Annotated in this window: 20 protein-coding genes and 1 riboswitch; of the genes, 6 read left to right on the top strand and 14 right to left on the bottom strand. The window is 66.1% G+C overall.

The features are described from left to right. The 4 genes from fadD10 to G6N44_RS26830 all read right to left on the bottom strand — a co-directional run bounded on the left by fadD10 (window position 1) and on the right by G6N44_RS26830 (window position 4,564). The gene (gene fadD10, locus G6N44_RS26845; RefSeq protein ID WP_372508234.1) at window positions 1-1,575 is read right to left on the bottom strand and encodes a fatty acid--CoA ligase FadD10; all 1,575 of its coding nucleotides are present in this window, start codon (window positions 1,573-1,575) and stop codon (window positions 1-3) included. An 18-nt stretch (window positions 1,576-1,593) separates the two neighbouring features. Then, window positions 1,594-2,148, bottom strand: a complete 555-nt coding sequence (locus G6N44_RS26840) for an FcoT family thioesterase (protein WP_179964449.1) — start codon at window positions 2,146-2,148, stop codon at window positions 1,594-1,596. 2 nt (window positions 2,149-2,150) lie between these two features. Beyond that, window positions 2,151-3,020: a (3R)-3-[(carboxymethyl)amino]fatty acid oxygenase/decarboxylase gene (scoE, locus tag G6N44_RS26835; protein WP_163669294.1), complete on the bottom strand. Its 870-nt coding sequence runs from the start codon at window positions 3,018-3,020 to the stop codon at window positions 2,151-2,153. Between the two features lie 80 nt (window positions 3,021-3,100). Beyond that, window positions 3,101-4,564, bottom strand: a complete 1,464-nt coding sequence (locus G6N44_RS26830; RefSeq protein ID WP_163669292.1) for a PPE family protein — start codon at window positions 4,562-4,564, stop codon at window positions 3,101-3,103. Window positions 4,565-4,720: 156 nt separating this feature from the next. Here G6N44_RS26830 and G6N44_RS26825 point away from each other — a divergent pair, with 156 nt between their 5' ends. After that, the gene (locus G6N44_RS26825) at window positions 4,721-5,530 is read left to right on the top strand and encodes a class I SAM-dependent methyltransferase (protein WP_163669290.1); all 810 of its coding nucleotides are present in this window, start codon (window positions 4,721-4,723) and stop codon (window positions 5,528-5,530) included. A gap of 84 nt (window positions 5,531-5,614) precedes the next feature. Here G6N44_RS26825 and metE read toward each other — a convergent pair whose 3' ends face one another. From metE to G6N44_RS26810, 3 genes are all read right to left on the bottom strand, one after another. Continuing rightward, a complete protein-coding gene (metE, locus tag G6N44_RS26820) occupies window positions 5,615-7,888 on the bottom strand; it encodes a 5-methyltetrahydropteroyltriglutamate--homocysteine S-methyltransferase (protein ID WP_163669288.1) in 2,274 nt (757 codons plus the stop codon). Between the two features lie 145 nt (window positions 7,889-8,033). Next, window positions 8,034-8,214, bottom strand: a riboswitch (cobalamin riboswitch). A gap of 81 nt (window positions 8,215-8,295) precedes the next feature. Continuing rightward, window positions 8,296-8,970: a sensor domain-containing protein gene (locus G6N44_RS26815; protein ID WP_163669286.1), complete on the bottom strand. Its 675-nt coding sequence runs from the start codon at window positions 8,968-8,970 to the stop codon at window positions 8,296-8,298. A 55-nt stretch (window positions 8,971-9,025) separates the two neighbouring features. Further along, window positions 9,026-9,571 (bottom strand): Rv2240c family protein, encoded by a 546-nt coding sequence (locus G6N44_RS26810; RefSeq protein WP_163669284.1) that lies wholly within the window; start codon window positions 9,569-9,571, stop codon window positions 9,026-9,028. A 455-nt stretch (window positions 9,572-10,026) separates the two neighbouring features. On the opposite strand from G6N44_RS26810, the gene G6N44_RS26805 reads away from it, so the two are divergent. The 5 genes from G6N44_RS26805 (at window position 10,027) to G6N44_RS26785 (ending at window position 13,683) form a co-directional block, all read left to right on the top strand. After that, complete coding sequence (locus G6N44_RS26805) at window positions 10,027-10,689, top strand: MspA family porin (protein WP_235682888.1); 663 nt, start codon at window positions 10,027-10,029, stop codon at window positions 10,687-10,689. 91 nt (window positions 10,690-10,780) lie between these two features. After that, window positions 10,781-11,467, top strand: a complete 687-nt coding sequence (locus tag G6N44_RS26800; protein ID WP_163669280.1) for an MspA family porin — start codon at window positions 10,781-10,783, stop codon at window positions 11,465-11,467. A gap of 30 nt (window positions 11,468-11,497) precedes the next feature. Then, the gene (locus G6N44_RS26795) at window positions 11,498-12,190 is read left to right on the top strand and encodes a hypothetical protein (protein ID WP_163669278.1); all 693 of its coding nucleotides are present in this window, start codon (window positions 11,498-11,500) and stop codon (window positions 12,188-12,190) included. Window positions 12,191-12,401: 211 nt separating this feature from the next. Then, on the top strand, window positions 12,402-12,716 hold the full coding sequence (locus G6N44_RS26790) for a hypothetical protein (protein ID WP_163669276.1): 315 nt from the start codon (window positions 12,402-12,404) through the stop codon (window positions 12,714-12,716). Window positions 12,717-12,930: 214 nt separating this feature from the next. Next, window positions 12,931-13,683: an enoyl-CoA hydratase gene (locus G6N44_RS26785; RefSeq protein WP_163669274.1), complete on the top strand. Its 753-nt coding sequence runs from the start codon at window positions 12,931-12,933 to the stop codon at window positions 13,681-13,683. On the opposite strand, the gene G6N44_RS26780 is transcribed toward G6N44_RS26785, so the two are convergent. The 7 genes from G6N44_RS26780 to G6N44_RS26750 form a co-directional block, all read right to left on the bottom strand. Next, window positions 13,684-14,871, bottom strand: coding sequence for a dihydrolipoamide acetyltransferase family protein (locus G6N44_RS26780; RefSeq protein ID WP_163669272.1), 1,188 nt, complete (start codon window positions 14,869-14,871; stop codon window positions 13,684-13,686). Then, the gene (locus tag G6N44_RS26775) at window positions 14,868-15,875 is read right to left on the bottom strand and encodes an alpha-ketoacid dehydrogenase subunit beta (RefSeq protein ID WP_235683137.1); all 1,008 of its coding nucleotides are present in this window, start codon (window positions 15,873-15,875) and stop codon (window positions 14,868-14,870) included. Before G6N44_RS26775 ends, G6N44_RS26780 begins: the two co-directional genes overlap by 4 nt. Before the next feature lie 83 nt (window positions 15,876-15,958). Then, window positions 15,959-17,062 carry a pyruvate dehydrogenase (acetyl-transferring) E1 component subunit alpha gene (pdhA, locus tag G6N44_RS26770; protein ID WP_163669268.1) on the bottom strand — a complete coding sequence of 368 codons (1,104 nt, stop codon included), beginning with the start codon at window positions 17,060-17,062 and terminating at the stop codon, window positions 15,959-15,961. A gap of 249 nt (window positions 17,063-17,311) precedes the next feature. Further along, complete coding sequence (locus tag G6N44_RS26765; protein WP_163669266.1) at window positions 17,312-18,118, bottom strand: HpcH/HpaI aldolase/citrate lyase family protein; 807 nt, start codon at window positions 18,116-18,118, stop codon at window positions 17,312-17,314. Further along, window positions 18,115-18,624: a MaoC family dehydratase gene (locus G6N44_RS26760; protein ID WP_163669264.1), complete on the bottom strand. Its 510-nt coding sequence runs from the start codon at window positions 18,622-18,624 to the stop codon at window positions 18,115-18,117. The genes G6N44_RS26765 and G6N44_RS26760 overlap by 4 nt, the downstream gene beginning before the upstream one ends. Beyond that, the gene (locus G6N44_RS26755; protein ID WP_163669261.1) at window positions 18,621-19,784 is read right to left on the bottom strand and encodes an acyl-CoA dehydrogenase family protein; all 1,164 of its coding nucleotides are present in this window, start codon (window positions 19,782-19,784) and stop codon (window positions 18,621-18,623) included. The genes G6N44_RS26760 and G6N44_RS26755 overlap by 4 nt, the downstream gene beginning before the upstream one ends. Continuing rightward, window positions 19,781-21,790: an ATP-binding protein gene (locus G6N44_RS26750; protein WP_163669259.1), complete on the bottom strand. Its 2,010-nt coding sequence runs from the start codon at window positions 21,788-21,790 to the stop codon at window positions 19,781-19,783. The genes G6N44_RS26755 and G6N44_RS26750 overlap by 4 nt, the downstream gene beginning before the upstream one ends. Window positions 21,791-21,792 lie beyond the last annotated feature (2 nt).

Raw genomic sequence — 21,792 nt, 5'->3', positions numbered from 1 at the left:
TCATCCACCGGCCGTCACGCCCAGCGACGCCCGTACGATCTTGCCGGACTGTGTTCGTGGAATCTCCTGCACGAGCCTGATAGTCGACGGTCTGGCCATCGGCTCGCACTCCCGCCGAAAGCGTGCCGCAACCGCGTGTTTGAGCTTCCGGGCTGCTGACTCATCCAGCGTCGTCGACGCGACCACGGCCAGACCCACCAGCGCACCGAACTCCTCGTCGGGGATCTCGTAGCAGGCTGCCTCCTTGACGCCGTCGACTCCCTCGGCGATCCGATCGACCTCGTCGGGCGCGATGTTGACGCCCCCGGAGATGAACATCTCTGACGACCGGCCCCTGATATAGAAGAATCCGTCGTCATGGCGGTCGAGAAGGTCGCCGGTGTTCACCCACCCGTCAACCAGAACTTCCGCAGTCCGGTCGGGGTCTCCCCAATACCCCAGCATGCTCGCCGGCGACTTGATCCACAGCGTGCCCGAGGATGCCGAACCGGAGGTGGACCGAGTCGGCGGTCCGCTGCCGTCACCATCCAGGTGAACTTCCACGCCGGGATAGGGTCGCCCGACCGCCCCGGCTTCGATCCTGGCGATCGATCCATCATCGGTGGGAAGACACAAGGCGGTGCAACCTGTTTCGCTGAGCCCGTAGACCTGCGCGGTGTGGACCCCCGCAGCCTCGACGACACTGACGTCGGAGGCGACTGCGCGGGATCCGCCATAACCCACCATGCGTAGCGACGGCGGAACCGGCTTTCCGGTGGACCGCAGTTCGGACACCAACCGGGTCAGCAGCGTAGGAACCAGGCACGTTGTCGCGACCTCGTTGACGCTGAGGATCTCGGCGATGGACGAAGTGTTCTCGCCGCCGGTGATGCACAATCCGCCCTGCATCAGGCAGTTGAGGATCCACCACAGTCCACCGATGTGCGCCGCAGGCAGTGGCGAGTACGTGGTTTCGCCGACGATCCAGTCAACCCAGCTCAACTGCTCGCGCTGCAGAATGTCGGCAACGGAGTAGAAGGTCCGGTTGGGCAGCAGTACCGCCTTCGGCGTGCCGGTAGTCCCGCTGGTGAAGATCATGGCCAGCGGGTGGTCTGCTCCACCATTGGGGATGCCGGGCAAGGGATCCGAGGCCGGATCGCCGGCGCGGTCAGCCGTTCCGGCGATGATGTTGACGTCCAAGGCAGGGATCGACCGCAGCGAGCCGAGATCCGCGGTTTGCAGTCGGCAGCCCGGCGCGATCAGAATCGCACCGGGTGAGGTGATCTCGCCGAACCGGTCAATGGTCGCCAGGGGCATCCCGCCGTCCACCATGACTGCGATGGCGCCGATCCTCGCGCAGGCCAGCACCGCCAGGTAAGTTTCGGGGCCGTTGTCGGAGACGACGAACACACGACTTCCCGAAGTGACCGATCGTGAGGCGAGATCGGCTGCCAGCCTGTCCACTTCGACCAGGAGAGCCCCGTAGCGAATCGCACTGGTGCCGTCGCAGCGACGGAGGGCGATCGCCTCAGGACGTTGTCGCGCCCGCTCAACGATGCGTTCCAGCACCGTCGCTGGTGGGGGTGTCATAGTCATGCCGCTCTCGTGCCGATGTCAGGGGATGTTGAGTGCTGCCAGCTCGACTTCGCCGGATGCGGCACCGCCGTCCTCATCCCAGAATTCGACCGCACACGGAATCTTGAGATAACGAATCGTCCGATCGACAACTTCGAAGTCTTTGCACAGCAACCGTGCCGAGAATTTCTGGGATTTGATCGGACGCCGGAACCGTGAAGCGGTGGTCTTGATCAACATGCTGGGAAGCTGGTAGTTGAAGTAGTCCTCGATCGACCAGCCCCGAAATTCGGGTATCACCTCGTTGAGGATTGCCGGCGCGAACGCACTGTAGGCGAGTTGGTTGAAGCACAGCACCCACTCGGCGGCGTTGAAGTGGCCGGTGTCCCGAATGTATGCGGGCTCTTTGATGCTGAAGTTCCCGACAGCGGCTACCGATGTCTCGGTGGCCTCGTACTCCGCGTCGAGAAGGTAGCGGCACCCTTTGTAGGAGTAGGGTTCCAACACCTTGACCAGGAGATCCTCGGGGATCGGCGCCATGTGGGCGACGTGGTGCCCGCTCGTGACCACAGACAGTGTTTCAGCGGTGCTCATGCTCATACCCCATATCCCGGTGTTGTGAGGCCGTCCAACATGGTCAGCCGATGAGTTGTCAATGTGCCTGGCGTGGTGCCGTGTTTCGCCCGGTGCATCAGAACCCGGTTGTCCCACAACACAACATCGCCGACCTCGTAGTGCTGGGTGTGAATAAAAGGCGAGGTGAAATCCGGATCGAGTTGTCCGGTGGCAGCCATGAGTTCCTGCAGCACGGCGGGGTCCAAGGCATGTCCGTGCTGATCCTCGATCTTTGTGGTGCCCGAGGCGCAGATGTAGAGAATCTCCTGCCCGGTCCTGGGGTGTCTGATCACCGTCGGCCAGGTGATCGGAGGCGTGGTCCTGGAGATCTCATCCCATACCTCGCCGATCGGCGAGTACACATCGTGCGGGCGAATCTTGATGTGGCGCCGAGGATCATGGGTGGCGAATGTGCCACGCACCGGGTCGCGCATGGTGTCGGGCAGGGACTCCCACACCTTGTTGAGGTCGATGAAGTAGGTCCCGCGGTCACTCCCGGGCACCGCCAGTGGCACCACCATCGAGAACGCGAACGGTTCGGGCATGAACATGTAGTCGATGTGCCAGAACGCACCTGTCCTCGGGACGCCGTGACCCTGCTCTGTCGAGGAGACGAAGATCTCCGGGTGGTCCTTGTGGTGGTAGATCGGTTCGTAGTACGTGACGACGTCACCGACGATGCGGCCCAGCCGGAGGAATTCCTCGGGCGTCGGATGAACATCTTTCAGAATCACCAGCTTGTTCTGATAGACGATCTCCCGGATCTCGTCCCTGGTGATGCCATCGAGATTCTTGGGGTCGATTCCCGTGACGTGCGCCCCGAGCCCCTCGCCCAACACATTCAGCGTCAACTCTTCTCCTCGTTCGGCACCGCTCAGCGCCGGTGGTGTGACTATCGAATTGGTCGAATCAAACCGCTTGAAAGTTCCTGCTATTCGCGGGTCCGATCTGAATCACCGCTCCAGGTGGCGGGAAGCATGGGGACGGATTCTCCGGCGCTGCCACGCGCATGCCGGACCATCCCGGCGGCAGATGCAGTCGTCGCGACCGGAACGGCACCAGAGAAACCGAGGGTGGTCGCCCCGTTGTCGCCCGACGACGGGGACGAAGGCCGGCCGGGGTCGGACGCATCCGCCGCCTCGGTGGCGGCCAAGAACTCGTACCGGTAGCTCCGGGCACGATCCCGTTTCCGACCGGCCTGTTTGCGACGGTTACGTGCGGTCGCGGCCGCTCTCGCCGCGGCGACGGTGGTGAGGAGATCTGCCATTCCGTCCGGGGATTTCGCGCCCGATCTCGGTCCCGATGCCACTGCGGGCGGATCCCAACCCGGCACCAGGTAACCGGCGAACGCTGACGTTGCCGAGCTGGCTGCACTGCTGGTGGTGGGCACACTGGGCCCTGAACTACTCGTCTGCGGAACTGCGCTGGACACCCCGGACGGGCCCGATGTCGCGCCGGCGTCCACGGTCGCGGTGTCGCGTTGGCCGTTGTCGACCTCGAGAGGCGCAACCGAGACACCAGGGGGTGGCAGTGTGTTCTGCAGCAGCGCGAGCGCGCTCAGGGCGCTGAGAGCACTGAGAGCGGGTGCGAAGAACGGCAGCAGCAGCAGCGAATACGAGGCGTAGTAGGGATACCAGAGCATGTCGTAGAGAACCAGCGCGATGGCGGCGAGGATGGCGGCCTCGGCCGGGTTGAATCCCAATTGCCCGAAGAACTGTTGAAACGTCTCGAGGAGTTGTTGGGGATTGCCCGCCCCCGAGATGAGCTGCGAGATCAGCCGCCAGATGTCGTTCAGCGGCTGGTCACCCGACCTTGAACTCGACGCGGTCTGCTGCTCACTGCGACCTTCCCCGCCCGGGTGCAGGATCGACGGGGCAGGCGGGGTCGACGGAACCGCCGAGTACGCGCTCGCCGCGACCGCTTGGTAGGTGCCCATCGATTCGGCCGCCTGCAACCACATCCGCACGTAATCGGCTTCATTGAGCGCGATGGGGATGGTGTTGAGGCCGAAGAAGTTGGTGGCCAGCAGAACGCCGTGGCTGACGTGGTTGGCAGCAAGTTCCACCAGGGTAGGCATGGTCGCCAGGGCGCCGCTGTACGCAGCGGCGACCGTCTCATGCTGCGCGGCGGTGACGGCGCTGTCGGCAGAGGCCTGCTCGAGCCACGCCAGGTAAGGGCCGTGGGCAGCCACATACTGCGTGGCGCTGGGCCCTTCCCAGCTGCCGACCTGTACCCCGGCCAAGATCTGGGTGAGTTCAGCTGCGACCGTGCGGTATTGCATGCTCAGCTCCTGCCACTGGGCGGCAGCAGCAAGCAGTGAGCCGGGACCAGGTCCGGCGGTCAACAACGCCGAATGCACCTCTGGAGGCACCGCCAACCACACCGGGGCAGTCACGTCGTCACCTCCTCGCCTGAACCTTGTCGTCGAACTTGTCGGCTACGACCCGCAGAAAGTTCCCGAGATGTCGCGATCATCTGTCAACCGGGGCAACGACTCTCGACACCGCAGCGCGGGCATACCGCAAAATCCGCCGGCAGGTACGGTCGGCACATGCCAGTCATCGACGCTCGTCACCTGACCGCGATCTCAGAAACCGCACTACTGACACTGCATCAGAGAGCGACCGAGGCGGTTCGGCCCGACGGCATCATCGAGGACCCGATGGCGATCACGCTGCGTGACAGCCTCGGCTACGACTACGAGCATTTCGGCCGGACCCACCAGGCCACCGCCCTGCGCGCGCTGGCATTCGACAATGCCACTCGCCGCTACTTGCAGATGCGACCGCGCGCCACTGTGGTCGCTCTGGCCGAGGGCCTGCAGACCAGCTTCTGGCGCCTGGACAACGGTGAAATAAATTGGCTCTCTGTCGATCTGGAGCCGGTCGTGCAGCTGCGTCAGGAACTGCTACCGGACTCCGACCGACTCCGCCACCTGGCGCAGTCCGCGCTGGACAGCTCCTGGATGGATCAGGTGGACCCCGCCGACGGCGTGCTCATCACTGCCGAGGGATTGTTCCAATACCTGGAGCGTGACGCGGTGTTCGATCTCATTGCCGCCTGCGCCGACAGGTTCCCCGAGGGCCAGCTGATCTTCGACAGCGTCCCACGATTCCTGAGCTGGTACTCGCAGCGGCACGGCATCAGGCTCAGCAAGGACTACACCGCGCCGCCGATGCCTTTCTCATTCACCGCCGACCGGTATCACGAGCTGCGCGCTATCCCGGGCGTTCGCGCGGTGTACGAGCTTGCGATGCCGGCCGGCCGGGGCAAGGTCCTGTCCCGCGCCGCGGCATTGGCCTACCGGTCCCGCTCGCTCGAGCGATTCCGCGCACCGACCAACGTCATCGAGTTCGGGTAGCCGAACGAACGTGCTGCACCACAGGTGACGCCGTTGGCGAACAGGTGGTCGTTGCAGGCGGGCCAGACCGCCACGGGCTGACCGTCAGCCGGCGCGCACCTTCGCGGTCGCGGCAACCAGATTCCTCAGCGACTCCCTCACTTCATCCGTGCTACGTGTCTTGAGTCCGCAATCCGGATTGACCCAGAGCCGTTCGGCGGGAACAGCCTCGAGCGCCTCGCGCAACGACGTCGCGATCTCCGCGACGCCGGGCACCCGCGGCGAGTGGATGTCGTAGACACCCGGCCCGACGCTGTTGGAGAAACCGGCGGCGTTGAGGTCACCGAGCACCTCCATGTGTGACCGGGCCGCCTCGATCGAGGTGACATCCGCGTCCAGGTCCGCGATCGCACCGATCACCTCACCGAACTCGGAGTAGCACAGGTGGGTGTGGATCTGCGTGGAATCGGCAACGCCCGACGTCGACAACCGGAATGCATCCACCGCCCAGTTCAGGTATGCCGCTTTATCTTTCGAGCGAAGCGGCAGCAACTCACGCAGTGCCGGCTCATCGACCTGGATGATCGATATGCCCGCCGACTGCAGATCGACCGTCTCGTCGCGGATCGCCAGCGCCACCTGTGCGGCGGTCTCGGCCAACGGCTGGTCGTCACGAACGAACGACCAGGCCAGGATGGTGACCGGGCCGGTCAACATGCCCTTCACCGGCTTGTCGGTCAGGGACTGCGCGTAGGTGATCCACTCCACCGTCATCGGGTTCGGCCGGGCCACGTCGCCGTACAGAATCGGCGGGCGTACGCACCGGCTGCCGTAGGACTGAACCCAGCCGTTCTGCGTGGCGAAGAACCCGTCGAGTTGCTCGGCGAAGTACTGCACCATGTCATTTCGCTCGGGCTCGCCGTGTACCAGCACATCGAGCCCTAGCTGTTCCTGCAAAGCGATGACGTCGGCGATCTCGGCCTTCATCCGCCGCTGGTACTCGGCCGCGTCGATCGTGCCGGTCCGCAGGTCGGCGCGGGCGACGCGAATGGCCGAGGTCTGCGGGTAGGACCCGATCGTGGTCGTGGGCAAGGCGGGCAGCTTCAACCGCTCCTGCTGAGCGATGCGACGCTGATCGGCCGGTCCACGCTTGGCTCCGGAGGCGACGATCGCCGAGATCCGCGCCCGGACCTGGCCGTTGTTCAGCCGCAGATCGGACGTGCGCGACGCGATGGCAGCGTTGGATGTCGCGATCTCGGCCGAGATCGCGTCTCGCCCCTGTCCTAGGCCACGCGCCAAGGCCACCACTTCGGTGACCTTCTCGAATCCGAACGCCAGCCAACTCCGCAGCGCCGCATCGATATCCGGCTCAGCGTCAAGGATGTAGGGCACATGCAGCGTCGAGCATGACGTCGACACTGCCACCGCTCCCGCGCTCCCCCGCAACGTGTCCAGCGAGCCCAGAGCCCGCTCCAGGTCGGTACGCCAGACGTTGCGGCCGTCGACCACCCCGGCAACCAGAAGCTTGTCCTTCAGCTCCGGGACCGCGGCCAGGGCAGCAGCGGAGCCGGCCACCAAATCGACACCGATAGCCTCGACCGCGGTCCGGGCCAGAGCCGGGAGCGCATCGGTCAGCTCGCCGAAGTAGGTCGCGACGAGAACGGCCGGCCGCATGGTCAGAGCGCCGAGCCGCGAGTACGTCCTCTCGGCCAGCTCGGCAGCGTTGTCGACGATGTCGGTCACCAACACCGGCTCGTCGATCTGGACCCACTCGACGCCCTTGTCGGCCAGCACTTTCAGGAGTTCAGCGTAGACATCGACGAGTTCGTCGAGCCGCGAGACGGGCGCACCCGCACCATCGACCGCCTTCGACAAGGCCAGGAACGTGACGGGTCCGATGATTACCGGCCGGGCCGGAACCCCCTGTGCGCGAGCCTCTTCCAGCTCACCCAGCACCTTGGCCGGGTTGAGCGAGAACGATGTGTCGGGGCCGAACTCCGGCACGAGGTAGTGGTAGTTGGTGTCGAACCACTTGGTCATCTCCAGGGGCGCAACTTCGTCGTTGCCGCGGGCCGCAGCGAAGTACCGGTCGAGATCATCGGCGATCCCAGTCACCCGGGTCGGCAGCGCACCGACCAGAACCGCGGTATCGAGCATCTGGTCGTAGTAGGAGAAGGTGTTGACCGGGACCGAATCCAGTCCGGCCGCGACGAGCGACTCCCAGGTGTCCCGGCGCAGCTGTGCCGCCACGGCTTCGAGTTCGGCACGGTCGATACGACCAGCCCAGTACTTCTCGACGGCGCGCTTGAGTTCACGGTTGGGGCCGATGCGGGGAGAACCCAGGATGGTTGCGGTGAACGGTACTGCGGATGTGCTCATGACGACGTCCTTCAACGTGCGGGGGATGGCCACCGCCAGGAGACGTCGAACCGAAGGCAGCCACCCGCCACGGGTGAACGGCTTTCGGCCACTGCCCATTCCGCGAGGCGATGAACCACCGGGCGCGGCGCGCCCGGTACGGCTGGCAGGTCTTCGGACTCACAGGCACGCACGGCAACCCGTGCACCTACTGGCCGTCGCTTCCCAGCCGCAGATCCCTGCGTGCCAGTGCTGATGACGGCGGTCGTTCCTGCATACCGCTGCGGGACAGTCCCGGATTCTCACCGGGTTCCCTCTCACGCCGCATCTTGATCAGCCTGCGACGCTCGATGTCGGCGTGGGCCAAGGCCCGCACCGACAAACCAGCTGCATGCTCAGACTACCTTCTGCTTGGTCACGAGCATCGGTCACCGTGGCATCGCAGCCTTGATCTGGTCCACCACATCGGCGGCCTGGGTTACCGATGAACCGGCCGGCTTACACGCCTGGATGTCCATGACGAGATTGGCGGCCACCGCCAGCGCACGCTGGCACGCCCGGGTCTGAGCCCCGTTGACACGGGTGAAGGGCAGAGTGAGCTCGGAGTCGGTCTTGGTGAGGTCGCCGCTCGTCCACTTGGGCAGCGGTTCACCGTTGAGCGTGATGTTCACGTGGTGGTTGGTGCACTTGGACCAGCGGTCGGCGGATTGGCTCACGAAGTCGGTGGCGTCCTGCGTCGACGGTAAGATCACCACCGACTGCACCAGCAGGTTGTCCCAGTTGTCATCGTCCGGCGTGCGCAGCAGCACCTGGCGCATCGCCGTCCAGCGATCCCCGTAGATGGCGGACTCGTCGACCTGCCAGGCACCCAGGCAGTTCAGGTTGGGCAACAGGTTGCGGTGATCATTCATCTCGGTGACCGGCTTACGCGCCACCATCCCGTCGGTCCCCATCACGGTATCGACCTCGTCGGTGGTGAGCAGCAGCCCCTCGAGGGCCGACTTGGGCACCTCTTTCGGCGGGTCCTGGGCTTTGTCGCCGTTGCCTGCACAGCCGGCTGCCGACAGGACGAGCATGAGTAGCGAAATCGCGAGCCGGATCACGGCATTCCTCTACTGCCGGCGCGGTTCACCGCACACATGGTGGTCAAGCCCACCGTCAGGCGTGGGTACCGGCTGCGGCGCAAGCCATTTGCGCGTTGGTGGCATCGTTGTTGAGTTGGGTGGCCGTGTCATTGAGCGATTGGCCGCCCCTGTGCAGCCCCATCTTCAGGAGCAGCTTGGTAGCACCGAAGGACCATGACCGTATCGGGTTGGCGATGTCCGGCGAGAGCCCAGGTATGCCGGCAGCGTTCATCGCCGACGCGGCAGCGTCGCGCAATGCGGTCCGCCCACTGGTATTCGTGGTGCTGATGGCCGGATCGCCGTAATCGGGACGATCCACCCCTTCAATGGAATCCGCGAAATCGCCGTAGAAGGTCGACGCCGAATCGAGAGCGTTGGCGAACGTCGAGCAGGCCGTAACCGCCGGCACTCCATGGTCATCCGTGGTCGCGACCGGCACGGGCATCGGGCCTGCCGCCGGTCCCGGAGCAGCGGCCCCGTCATCTGGTTCGGCGAATGCCGTGGGCACGGCAGCGAAACCGATGCCGAGGGCAACGATCAGCGATGCAAGCCCTCGCTCGTACACCTGAGACGACCTCATCGATTCCTCCGTCAGTCGGTAGCAGTTCGGCGCCGAGCGCCACGGTTGACATCCGCATCTCATCGACGCATCTGTATTCCCCCCGGATGCCCCTCACGGTCAGGGGTCCACATGTCCGAAAGGTGAACATGCGGCCAACCCGTTCCCACGGTGGGTCGTCCATTGATCGCCGCCCCGACGTCACCAGTCGATATGTATGAAATACAGTGCAGCACAAGCTATTTGCCAGCTAATTCACAGCTTCGCGATGCCCAGCTGGATGCAAACGTGGCGGCAGATGTTGGGGCATTGTTCACCGAACCGAAACGCGACCGGTTCATGATTCGTCGCGACAGATTCATTGGGCCCTTTCACTTCTGGCGACAACGGCGCGCCGCAGAACGACAGGGTCCAGAACCACGAGAGGCGCAAGTTCACGCATGTTCAGTCGTTTTGCCCCGCTGGCTGCAGTCTGCATGTTGACCCCTGTAGCGATTGCGCCCCTTGCATACGCGGATCCCCCGCCGCCGGACCCTGCCGCTCCCGTTGCGGCCGCCGCGCCGGCTCCGCCCCCACCGGATACCGGCGCGGTGCCGTCCTCGCCTCCCGGAGTCCTGGACACCCCCGACGGCTGGCACGTGACCGTGGCCGGCTCCAACGAGACCCTGCTGCCGGTCGCACCGCTGACCACCGCGGTGTCCTCACGCGAATACCTCGTCGGCGGCACCTTCACCGGCAAAGTCTCCGGCGGCGGCACGACCAAGCTGACCGGTGGCACGCTGGAGGCCGGCTCCCAGATCGGCTGCGGCATCATCACCGACGAAACCGAGATCAACCCAGGTATGAGTTTCACCCCGGGCATCAAGATTCCGTTCACCGGCTCCGCAGGCGATGCCAGCCTGGGTACCGGTGTCAGCTTGCAGGGCAAGGTCTATCTCAAACCGGGCACGGTCACCATCGTCCCGATCGACAAGAAGTCGTTCAAGGGCACCGGTACCCGCGTGACCATCACCGGTGTGCGGATCAAGTTCGATCAGTGTGCGGGTCAGTCGTTCATCCGCACCTACGCGACCCTGACCAGCTCGACCGATAACACCGACGACGTCGTCACCTACCTCGGCGTCACCAAGGCCGTCTGACCCCGGCGCAGAAACGACATCGACCATGATCCGCTCTGATCACCACGCCGATCCCTCGGACCCGAAACCCATGAGAGGTACAAGTTCCCGCATGTTGAATCGCTTCGCCACCTTGGCCGCTGTGTGCCTGTTGGCCCAGGTAGCGCTGGCGCCCCTCGCGTCGGCCGACCCGCCGCCGCCCGCAGATCCGGCCGTGCAGCCTGTCGATGACGGACCTCCGCCGGACAACGGGCTCGTCGCATCCGCCGAGCCGGGTGTCGTCACCACCCCCGACGGCTGGAAGCTCACGGTTTCGGCGAAAGACGAGAGCCAGCTGCCGGTCGCACCGCTGACCACCGCTGCGTCATCGCGTGAGTACATGGTGGGGGCCACGTTCACCGCCACCGTCACCGGCGGCGGATCTACCTCCCTGACCGGTGGCACGCTGGACACCGGCTACCAGATCGGCTGCGGTATCGAACTGGGACAGGTCCGCCTGATCGGGTCGATCGGTCTGAGCACCTCTGGCTCCACGCTCGCCGGAATCATCCCGACCGGTGTAAGCATGCCCATTTCGGGCACGGTGGAGGTCCACCCCAAGCCCGGCACGGTCACCAACGTTTCGGTGAACAAGAAGTCGTTCAAGGCCGCCCCGGTGCGCGTCACCCTCAAAGACGTCCACATCAAGGTCGACGGCTGCGTCGGCCAGTCCTTCCTGCGCTCGTATGCGACCCTCACCAGCTCCACCACCGACACCGACGACGTGGTCGCCTACTACGGCGTCACCAAGTCGGTCTGACGGGATGTTGTGAAGGCGAAACACGAAGGCATGAGCGAGAACTCCGACGGGACATCCACGATCAAGAACGCGATGGCCAACCTCGCCGCAGTCGGGCTGTTCGCGGTCGGCGCGGCGGTTGCCTGCTCGGCAACCGCCGCTGCCGACCCGCCACCGCCGGAGGTTCCAGGCCCACCTGCGGTCGCCGCACCGGCCCCGGAACCGCCTCCGCCGCCCGGACCTGAAGTGCCCCTGATGGGCGCACCGCTCGGCCCGAACGGGTTGTCGGTTCTGGGACAGACCGGTACCGATACGGCACCCGGCAGACTCGGTGTCCCGAACGGGGTCGACATGAGTCCAGGCGCACTTCTGGGTCAGTACGCGGCTCCGTCGGCACCAGGTGGGCCACCACCGACCGAGGCGCCCAACCTCAGAGCGTTCAACAACGGAAACTTCTTCCCGCAGAACGAGAAACCGTCGGCACCGGGGCGCGGCACCGAGGTCGGCGTCGCACCGGGCCAGGAGAACGCGGATATCTCCGGACTCGACTGGATGCGCCAGATGCACAGTCTGTACCGCAACGGGAACCTGCGGGGCGCAATGCTCGGCCAGCTCCCCAAAGAGCAACTCGGTGAACCACTTCCGGGCACCGCTCCCCCGCCCGGAACAAATATTCCGCAGGGGCTCGGTGAGAATCTTCCGGATCCGGCAGCGGCGCCTGTTCCCGCACCACCTACTCCGTAAGACATTCGGGCAGCATCCGGTAGTTCCGGATGCTGCCCGATTGCTATCGGACCCGCACCACTCCCCGATCAGCCAGACACCTGGCAACTGCCGGTGCGTGATTCCAGTAACTTTCCGTTAACCTTTCGTACACCTGGAATACACTGACCGGTAACGGTCGGGGCTACTGGTGGGAGCAGCAGCATGAGATCCGACCGCCAGGAGGATCACGATGCTGACACGAGTACGAAATTCGACTGTCGCCTGCGTGGCCGCGATCGCGCCGGCCATCGCGGTCGCGGGTGCGGCATCGGCCGTCGCGGATCCGACCCCCGGCAGTCAACGAGCCGACGAGACCATCTCGGCGCTGAATGCCGAGGGGTACAACGTGGCGGTCAACTGGGTCGGCGGCAAGAGCACGTTGTCGTTGTCGCTGTGCCGGGTCAATTCGATCCACAACCCCAACCGCGGGTCTCCGGCCCTGCCCAAGTCGGAAGTAACCGTCTACGTGGATGTGCAATGCCCGGACGAGGGCTCGAATTCGTGACACGCGCGTAATTCGCTCTGGCGAACGACAACTCCTGCGGGCCCGTCCGGCGAAATGGACTGGCAGGCACCCGATCGGCGGCCGACACGATCAACGACCTCGCTGCCAAGGGCCACTTTTCCGGGCGACGCGGCTGACGTTTCGGCGAACATTCGAGGTCACCACCCGAGGGTGATGCTCCCGGGGCGATGCGCACGGAGGTTAGGGTGACAACGTGTCCGATTCAGTGTTGGTCAGCGTCGACGATCACATCGCAGTCATCACCGTCAACGACCCGGATCGTCGCAATGCAGTGACGTTCGAGATGTCGGCGGCCCTGCGCGCCGCGGTCGAGGCCGCCGAGGCCAACCCCGACGTACACGCCGTGATCGTCACGGGTGCAGGCAAGGCGTTCTGCGCCGGCGCGGATCTGACCGCTCTCGGCGAAGCCACCGAGGACGGACTGCGCAAGATCTACGACGGGTTCCTGGCGGTGGCGGACTGCGCGCTGCCGACGATCGCCGCGGTCAACGGCGCCGCGGTGGGTGCGGGCCTGAATCTGGCGTTGGCCGCCGATGTGCGGATCGCCGGTCCGGGCGCGCTGTTCGATCCACGGTTCCAGAAGCTGGGTATCCATCCCGGCGGCGGTGCCACCTGGATGCTGCAGCGAGGCGTCGGCCCACAGGTGGCCCGGGCGGCACTGTTGTTCGGCATGCGTTTCGACGCCGAGTCCGCGGTGCGCCACGGTCTGGCCCTGTCGATCGCCGAGGACCCGGTGGAGGCCGCTCGCATGCTCGCTGCGGGCCCGGCCACCGCTCCCCGTGACGTGGTGATCGCCACGAAGGCATCGATGCGGGCCACCGCCAATCCGGGAACCCTGGACACCGACCAGCATGGGACCGCCGTTGACATCGAACTCGGTCCGCAGGCCCGCTCCATCGAATCCCCTGAGTTCGCAGCGCGTTTGGCTGCCGCCAAGCGCAAGTAGCTACAGGTCTACCAGAACCAGCTCGGGCGCCTCGAGCAGTGTGCGCAGGTCGCCCAGGAACGCGGCGGCCTGCGCGCCGTCGACGACGCGATGGTCGAAGGCACAGGTCAGCGACATGGTCGGGCGGGCCACCACCGCCCCGTCGACGACGATCGGGCGCGGTTTGATCGAGCCCATGCCCAGAATCGCCGCCTCCGGATAATTGATCACCGGCACACCCTCGTCCAGGCCGAGCGCACCGAAGTTCGACACGGTGAACGTCGATCCGCTCATCTCCGCCGGGCTGAGTGTTCCGGCCCTGGCCTGCTCCACCAGACCCGCCACCGCCTCGGTCAACTGCCGCGTCGTCATCTCGTGCGCGTCACGGACCACGGGAACCAACAGGCCGCGCGGTGCGGCCACCCCGAAGCCCAGATGTATGGCCGGATGCCGGTGAATCTGAGCGCCTTCCGCGGTTTCGAGCCACGTGGAGTTCAGCAGCGGATGCCGTCCCAGCGCCAGCACCAGTAGCCGCAGCGTGAGTACGAACGGCGTGACCGGTAACTCCGCGTCAGCAGCCCGGATTCGGTCGCGCAGCCCCAACAATGCGGTGCAGTCGACATCGATGCGTGCCTGAGCATCGGGTATTTCCTTGTGGGACAGAGACATCCGCCGTGCCATAGCCGCCTGGACACCACGGACATCGAGAATCTCCGAACTGCCCGCGGCGGCCAGCACGTCGTCACGGGTGACGATTCCCTCGGGCCCGGATCCGGGAGCAAGCGCGTCGAGGTCCACGTGCAGGTCGGCCGCCAGCTTCCGCACCGGCGGTTTCGCACGTGCCCGCGGGCTGCCCGGCGTCTGCGTGCGTCTACTGGCATCCATGCTGTCGTCGGCACCGTATCCGACCAGCACCGATCTACGCGCTGTCGCACCATTTTTCGTGGTATCGGCCGGCAGGTCTGCCGACTCACGGGCGTCGATCCGGACCAGCAGCGACCCGACGGTCAAGGTGTCCCCTGCTGCGCCGCCGAGTTCGAGCACCTGGCCGGAGAACGGGCTGGGGATCTCCACCTCGGCCTTGTTGGTCTCCACGGTGCACAGCGTCTGATTGAGCTCGACCGTGTCGCCCACCGCGACACTCCAGCTGGTGATGGTGGCGTCCTGCAGACCCTCGCCGAGATCAGGGACCAGGAACTCCCGGTTCACGGCTGTCCCAGCGCACGCTCGACGCAGTCGAGCAAACGGTCGACGCCGGGCAGCCACGTCTTCTCCAGCCGGGCCGGCGGGTACGGCGTGTCAAATCCCGTGGCGCGCAACACGGGTGCCTCGAGGTCGTAGAAACACTCCTCGGAGACCCGGGCGGCGAGTTCGGCCCCGAAACCCAGGGTCCGAGGCCCCTCGTGCATTACGACGGCACGCCCGGTGCGGCGCACCGAGGCCGCGACGGTGTCGAAGTCGAGCGGATTGAGCGAGCGCAGATCGACGACCTCGAGGCTCCAGCCCCGATCGGCGGCCAGGTCGCCGGCATTGAGCGCAGTGCCCACCAGCCCCCCATACGTGATGACCGTGACATCGGTACCGTTGCGCCGCACCGCGGCCCGGCCGATCGGCGGCGCCGGTGCGTTCATATCGACAAGCTCCCGGGCCCAGTAGCGCCGCTTGGGTTCCAGGAAGATCACCGGATCGGGGCTGCTGATCGCATACCGCAGCAGCCAGTAAGCATCCGACGGGGTCGACGGCACAACCACCTTGAGGCCGGCGGTATGGAGCCAGTACGACTCGGTGGACTCCGAGTGATGCTCGACCGCGCCGATACCGCCGAAGGACGGAATACGCACCGTCACCGGCATGTTCACGTCGCCGCGGGTGCGCATGTGGTACTTCGCCAGGTGGCTGGCGATCTGGTCGAAGGCCGGATAGCTGAATCCGTCGAACTGCAGCTCCGGAACCGGGACGAAACCGCGCATGGCCAGACCGATGGAGATACCGATGATCGCCGACTCGGCCAGCGGAGTGTCGAAGCAACGGTCTGCACCGAAGGTTTCGGCCAGCCCCTCGGTGACCCGGAAAACTCCGCCGAGGGTGGCCACGTCCTCACCGAACACCAGCACGTGCTCGTCGGCGGCCATCGCGTCGCGCAACGCCCGGTTGATGGCGGCGACCATCGTCAGTTCGGTGGCCATCGGCATGGACCCCGACGACGGGGGCATCTGGAGCGGAGTCAGGGCAGGCTCCCACGGCTCCGGCGAATCACCCTGAGCGGCAGGACGATCGATGATCTGAGTCATGCGTCTCACGCCTCCTTCGCCAGTTCGGCCAACAACTGATCGCGTTGGCGTGCCAGATCCGGGGTGATCTCGGCATACACGGTGTCGAACAGCTCAGCCGGATCGGCATCGGCGGCCCCGACGATCGCGTCGCGCAACTCGGTGCGCAGCCGGTGTGACCGCGCCCCCACCCGTTGGTCCAGACGGTCATCGAGGACACCGATGGTCTGGAGGTAGGTGCGGTAGCGCGCGATCGGATCCCGGGCCAGCCAGTCGTCGAGCTCGGCGGCCGACCGATAGCGGGTGGGATCGTCGGAGGTGGTGTGGGGGCCGATCCGGTAGGTGACGGCCTCGATCAGCGTGGGACCGCCGCCCAGACGGGCCCGTTCGGCCGCCTCGGCCATCACCGCGTAGCAGGCCAGCACGTCGTTGCCGTCGACGCGGATACCCGGCATGCCGTAGCCGGGGGCCCGGTGCGCGATCGACGGGCCGGCCTGCTGCCTGCTGACCGGCACCGAGATCGCCCACTGGTTGTTCTGCACGAAGAACACACACGGCGCCTTGAACACCGCAGCCAGGTTGAGCGCTTCGTGTGCGTCGCCCTCGCTGGTCGCGCCGTCACCGAGAAAAGCGACGGTCACCGAATCCTCGCCGAGACGTTGGGCGCCCATCGCCGCGCCGACCGCATGCAACCCTTGGGTGCCGATCGGAATCGCGATCGGGGCGACGCAGCGATTGGTGAACTCCAGGCCACCGTGCCACTTGCCCCGCCACACCGCGCCCATCTGGCCCGGGGTGATCCCGCGCAGCAGGAACGCGCCGATCTCCCGGTACTGCGGGAACAGCCAGTCGGTCTTGCGCAGGCAGGCCGTCGCCCCGATCTGCGCGGCCTCCTGGCCACGACACGAGGCGTACAACGCCAGCTCACCCTGGCGTTGCAGGTTGATGAATTCCGTGTCCAGATCGCGGGTGACGACCATGGACTCGTAAAGCCAGGACAACGTCTCGTGAGGCAGATCGCGGCTGTAGCGGGTCTCGCCGGTGGGTGACCCGTCTGCATCCACCAGACGTATCGGCTCCAGGTCGACACTCAGGGGCCCGCGAGCCGGCCCTCCAGATGGAACAGCCATACCGCCTCCTTCTCGGGTGACGGCATGTTGCGCCGCCAGACCATGAGGTGCTCAGGGCGGCGGCGGTACGCGCAAAACCCCTGGTGAGAGGCCTCCAACTAATGCCTGGGTGGGGCGCTAGTCAGACGATCCGCTCGGCCCGTCGCAGCACTGGGGCATATCGCCATTATGCGCCCGAACCGAGAAGGCCGCGGTCATCGTGGGTAACGGACCTCCAAGCGTGTCGGGTTCCGTCACCTCGCGAGGAATTCAGGGAGCCAGGGCGACGATGCGCTCGGCGCGGCGCAGCACCGGAGCGTCGACCATGAGGCCGTCGTGCTGGAAGACGCCGCGTTCTCCTGCCACCCGGTCGAGTACCGCCCGAGCCCAGGCGATCTGCTCCTCGGTCGGGGCGTAGGCCGAGCGGATGACGGCGACCTGCGTCGGATGGATCGCCACCTTGGCATCGAAACCGACCGCAACCGCATCATCGGACTCGGCCCGCAGGCCGTCGAGATCCTTGATGTCGAGGTACACCGAATCCAGCGCCAGCTTCCCGTAGGCCTTGGCCGCGAGCAGGGTCTGCGACCGCACGTGCTGGGCGACGTCGCGGTACGACCCGTCAGACCGGCGGTTGGCGGTACCGCCGGTGACGGCGAACAGATCCTCGGCGCCCCACATCACCGCGAAGGCATTGTCGGGCTGCACCAACTCGACCACGTTCAACGCCGCCAGCGGCGTCTCGATCAGCACCACGACATCCAGTGGCGCCAAAGCAGTTACCTGATCGGCATGCTCGGACTTGGCCAGCATCACGGTGGTGTAGTCGGTGGCGGCGACCGCCTTGAGGTCGAGCTCATGGTCGGCGGTGTCGCTCGGATTGACCCGCACCACCGTGCGGGCCGGGTCCAGTCGGGTGTCGATCAGGGCCTGACGGGCGGCCGGACGGTCCTTGGCCGCGCACCCGTCCTCCAGGTCGAGGATCACCACGTCGGCTGCCGCCGCGGCCTTTTCGAACCGCTCGGGGCGGTCGGCGGGACAGAACAACCAACCCGGACCCGGCGCCTGCAATGTCATTCGGAATCCCCCTCGGGACGCATCCGCATCAGAGCCTTGCGGGTGGCTGTGGCCACGACGTCTCCGCGCTGGTTGCGTCCGGTGTGCACGAACGTCACGATGCCCTCACCGGGACGGCTCTTCGATTCCCGCTTCTCGGTGACGACAGTTTCGGCGTAAAGCGTGTCACCGTGAAACATCGGTTTGGGGAAGGCGATCTCGGAGAACCCGAGGTTGCCGACGGTGGTGCCCTGGGTCATCTGGGTCACCGACAGCCCGACCAGGGTGGCCAGTGTGAACATCGAATTGACCAGACGGGCGTTGAACGGCGGCTGCTCGTCCGACCAGGCTGCGTCGAGGTGCAGTGCCTGGGTGTTCATGGTGACGGTGGTGAACAGCACGTTGTCGGCCTCGGTGATGGTGCGGCCGGGGGCGTGCAGGTAGCGCACGCCGGGTTCGAGTTCCTCGTACCACAGCCCGCGCTGGCGGATTACCTTCTCGGAACCTTCTTCTCCGGCCTCGCTCACAGGCCAGCCTCCCGCGCGATCAGCATCAGCTGCACTTCGGTTGTCCCTTCGCCGATTTCGAGAATCTTGCTGTCCCGGTAGTGCCGGGCCACCGGGTATTCGTTCATGAAACCGTAGCCGCCGAAGATCTGGGTGGCGTCACGGGCGTTGTCCATCGCGGCCTCACTGGAAACCAGCTTGGCCACCGAGGCCGCCTTCTTGAACGGTTTGCCGGACAACATCAGTGCGGCGGCGTCGTAGTAGGCGGCTCGCGCCGTGTGGGCGCGAGCCTCCATCCGCGCGATCTTGAAGGCGATGGCCTGGTAGGTCCCGATCGCCGCGCCGAAGGCCTGACGTTCCTTGGCGTACTTCACACATTCGTCCACGCAACCCTGCGCGACGCCGACCGACAGCGCCGCGATCGCGATACGACCCTCGTCGAGGATGCGCAGGAAGTTGGCGTAGCCGCGCCCCCGCTCGCCGAGCAGGTTCTCGGCAGGCACCCGGACGTCGTCGAAGCTCAGCGGATGGGTGTCCGAGGCGTTCCAGCCGACCTTGTTGTACGCAGGTTCGGCGGTGAACCCTTCGGTGGGCACGGGCACCAGGATGGAGGAGATCTCCTTCTTGCCGCCGTCACGCTCACCGGTCACGGCGGTCACGGTCACCAGTTTGGTGATGTCGGTGCCGGAGTTGGTGATGAACTGCTTGGAGCCATTAATTATCCAAGTTGATCCATCCATCTTCGCGGTGGTCTTGGTGGCGCCGGCATCGCTGCCGCCGCCGGCCTCGGTCAGGCCGAACGCACCCAGCGCCTTGCCACTGGCCAGCAGCGGCAGCCACTCTTCCTTCTGGGCGTCGTTGCCGAAGCGGTACACCGGCATGGCGCCCAGCGAAACCCCGGCTTCCAGCGTGATGGCCACGCTCTGGTCGACCTTCCCGAGTTCCTCCAGGGCCAGGCACAGTGCGAAGTAGTCGCCACCCATGCCGCCGAACTCCTCGGGGAACGGCAGGCCGAACAGCCCCATGTCGGCCATGCCGGCCACGACCTCATACGGGAAGGAATGTTCCTCGTCATGCTTGGCGGCAACGGGGGCGACCACGTTCTGGGCGAAATCCCGGACCGTCTTGGCCAGTTGCGCGTAATCGTCCGGCAGGGTGCCGGTGGACAGAAAGTCCGTCATTGCTCGTTCTCCTGTATTGCAGCGGTAATCCGGGCCAACGGCTGGCCCACTTTGACCTGGTCGCCGACGGCGACAAGTAGCTCGGCCACACCGTCAGTGGGTGCGGTGAGGGCATGCTCCATCTTCATCGCCTCCACGGTGACCACCATGGTTCCGGCGGTCACCTCGGTGCCGCTCGCAACGCCCACGGCGACGACCGATCCCGGCATGGGGCTGAGCAGTTCGGCGTCGCCGCTGTGCTCGTCGTCGGGCCGCACCGGCGCCTCGCGCACCTCTTCGACCACATAGCTGTGCCCGGCGCCGGAGAGCCAGAGCTGGCCGACTCCGCCGCTCAGCTGCGTGGCGACCAGATACTCGGTGCGCATGCCGTCGAGGGTGACGGTGAACTGGTTGCCGACGAAAGCCGCGCTGACGGTGTGGGTTTCACCGTTCTCCACCGAAGCGGTGGCCTGGTCGGGAGTGCCGGTGAGGTACACGTGGTCGGTGCGGTCGCCCGCTCGCAACCGGAATGCGGCCGGTGCGCGTTCGCCCACCCGCCAGCCCGTCGGACGGGCCCACAGATCGTCACCGGCAGTAGACCAGTCGGAAACCCACAGATAGGCGGCCGCCGCGATCAACTGGGCATCGCCGGGGGCCTCGGGGGCGAACTCGGGTGCGCGACGATCCAGCAGACCGGTGTCCAACCGGCCCGCGGCGACATCGGGATCGGCCAGCAGGAAGCGCAAGAACTCGGTATTGGTGGTGAGACCCAGCACCGCGGTGTCGGCCAGCGCCCGATCCAGTTTGTGCAGTGCGGCGGCCCGGTCGGGGCCGTGGGCGATGACCTTCGACAGCATCGGGTCGTAGTCACTGCCGACGACGGTGCCCGCGGCCAGGCCGGAATCCACCCGCACTCCCGGCCCGCTGGGCTCCCGCAGTCCGAGCACGGGTCCACCGGTGGGCAGGAAGCCGTTGGCCGGATCCTCGGCATAGACCCGCGCTTCCACCGCGTGCCCGGTCATGACGATGTCGTCCTGGCCGATCGCGAGCTTCTCCCCAACTGCGATGCGGACCTGCTGTTCCACCAGGTCGACGCCGGTGACCATTTCGGTGACCGGATGTTCCACCTGAAGTCGGGTGTTCATCTCCATGAAGAAGAACTCGTCGGGCGCATCGGCGGACACGATGAACTCCACCGTGCCGGCGCCCGTGTAGTCGACACTACGCGCGGTGTCGCAGGCGGCCTGTCCGATGCGGGCCCGGGTCGCGGCGTCCAACAGCGGCGAGGGCGCCTCCTCGATGACCTTCTGGTGCCGGCGCTGCAGACTGCACTCCCGCTCGCCCAGATGGATCACGTTGCCGTGGCAGTCGGCGAGTACCTGCACCTCGATATGCCGGGGCCGCAACACGAACCGTTCCAGGAACAGGGTGTCGTCGCCGAACGCGGCGGCGGCTTCGCGACGGGCGCTGGCCAGCGCGGCAGGTAGATCGGCAGCCTGCTCGACCACCCGCATACCCTTTCCGCCACCGCCGGCCGACGGCTTGACCAGTACCGGGAATCCGACCTCGGGAGCCCCGGCGATCAGATCCTCATCGGTCAGCCCCGGACGCGAGATCCCGGGCACGACAGGGACACCGAATGCCGACACTGCGGTCTTGGCGGCGATCTTGTCTCCCATGGTGGCGATCGCCGCGGCGGGAGGTCCGATGAAGACGATGCCGGCGGCCTGCAGTGCGGCGGCGAATTCGGCGTTCTCGGAGAGGAATCCGTATCCGGGGTGCACCGCCTGGGCGCCGGTGCGCTGCGCGGCCGACACCACTGCATCGATGTCGAGGTAGCTCTGCCGGGCCGCAGCAGGTCCGATGCGGACCGCCACATCTGCCTCGGCGACATGGCGGGCCCTGGCATCGGCATCGCTGAACACCGCGACCGACCGGATACCCATGGCCCGCAGGGTGCGGATGACCCGCACCGCGATCTCGCCACGATTGGCGACGAGGACTGTGTCGAACTGAGAGAGGCTCATCA

It is taken from the genome of Mycolicibacterium alvei (assembly GCF_010727325.1).
Lineage (GTDB): Bacteria > Actinomycetota > Actinomycetes > Mycobacteriales > Mycobacteriaceae > Mycobacterium > Mycobacterium alvei.
This window is presented reverse-complemented; position numbering and strand designations above follow the sequence as displayed.

Bases quoted from the DNA above. Each gene is read 5' to 3' on its own strand.
- fadD10 (WP_372508234.1), bottom strand. From the start codon at position 1,575: ATGACTATGACACCCCCACCAGCGACGGTGCTGGAACGCATCGTTGAG.
- G6N44_RS26840 (WP_179964449.1), bottom strand. From the start codon at position 2,148: ATGAGCACCGCTGAAACACTGTCTGTGGTCACGAGCGGGCACCACGTC.
- G6N44_RS26825 (WP_163669290.1), top strand. From the start codon at position 4,721: ATGCCAGTCATCGACGCTCGTCACCTGACCGCGATCTCAGAAACCGCA.
- metE (WP_163669288.1), bottom strand. From the start codon at position 7,888: ATGAGCACATCCGCAGTACCGTTCACCGCAACCATCCTGGGTTCTCCC.
- G6N44_RS26810 (WP_163669284.1), bottom strand. From the start codon at position 9,571: ATGAGGTCGTCTCAGGTGTACGAGCGAGGGCTTGCATCGCTGATCGTT.
- G6N44_RS26805 (WP_235682888.1), top strand. From the start codon at position 10,027: ATGTTGACCCCTGTAGCGATTGCGCCCCTTGCATACGCGGATCCCCCG.
- G6N44_RS26800 (WP_163669280.1), top strand. From the start codon at position 10,781: ATGTTGAATCGCTTCGCCACCTTGGCCGCTGTGTGCCTGTTGGCCCAG.
- G6N44_RS26795 (WP_163669278.1), top strand. From the start codon at position 11,498: ATGAGCGAGAACTCCGACGGGACATCCACGATCAAGAACGCGATGGCC.
- G6N44_RS26790 (WP_163669276.1), top strand. From the start codon at position 12,402: ATGCTGACACGAGTACGAAATTCGACTGTCGCCTGCGTGGCCGCGATC.
- G6N44_RS26775 (WP_235683137.1), bottom strand. From the start codon at position 15,875: ATGCCCCCGTCGTCGGGGTCCATGCCGATGGCCACCGAACTGACGATG.
- pdhA (WP_163669268.1), bottom strand. From the start codon at position 17,062: ATGGCTGTTCCATCTGGAGGGCCGGCTCGCGGGCCCCTGAGTGTCGAC.
- G6N44_RS26765 (WP_163669266.1), bottom strand. From the start codon at position 18,118: ATGACATTGCAGGCGCCGGGTCCGGGTTGGTTGTTCTGTCCCGCCGAC.
- G6N44_RS26755 (WP_163669261.1), bottom strand. From the start codon at position 19,784: ATGACGGACTTTCTGTCCACCGGCACCCTGCCGGACGATTACGCGCAA.
- G6N44_RS26750 (WP_163669259.1), bottom strand. From the start codon at position 21,790: ATGAGCCTCTCTCAGTTCGACACAGTCCTCGTCGCCAATCGTGGCGAG.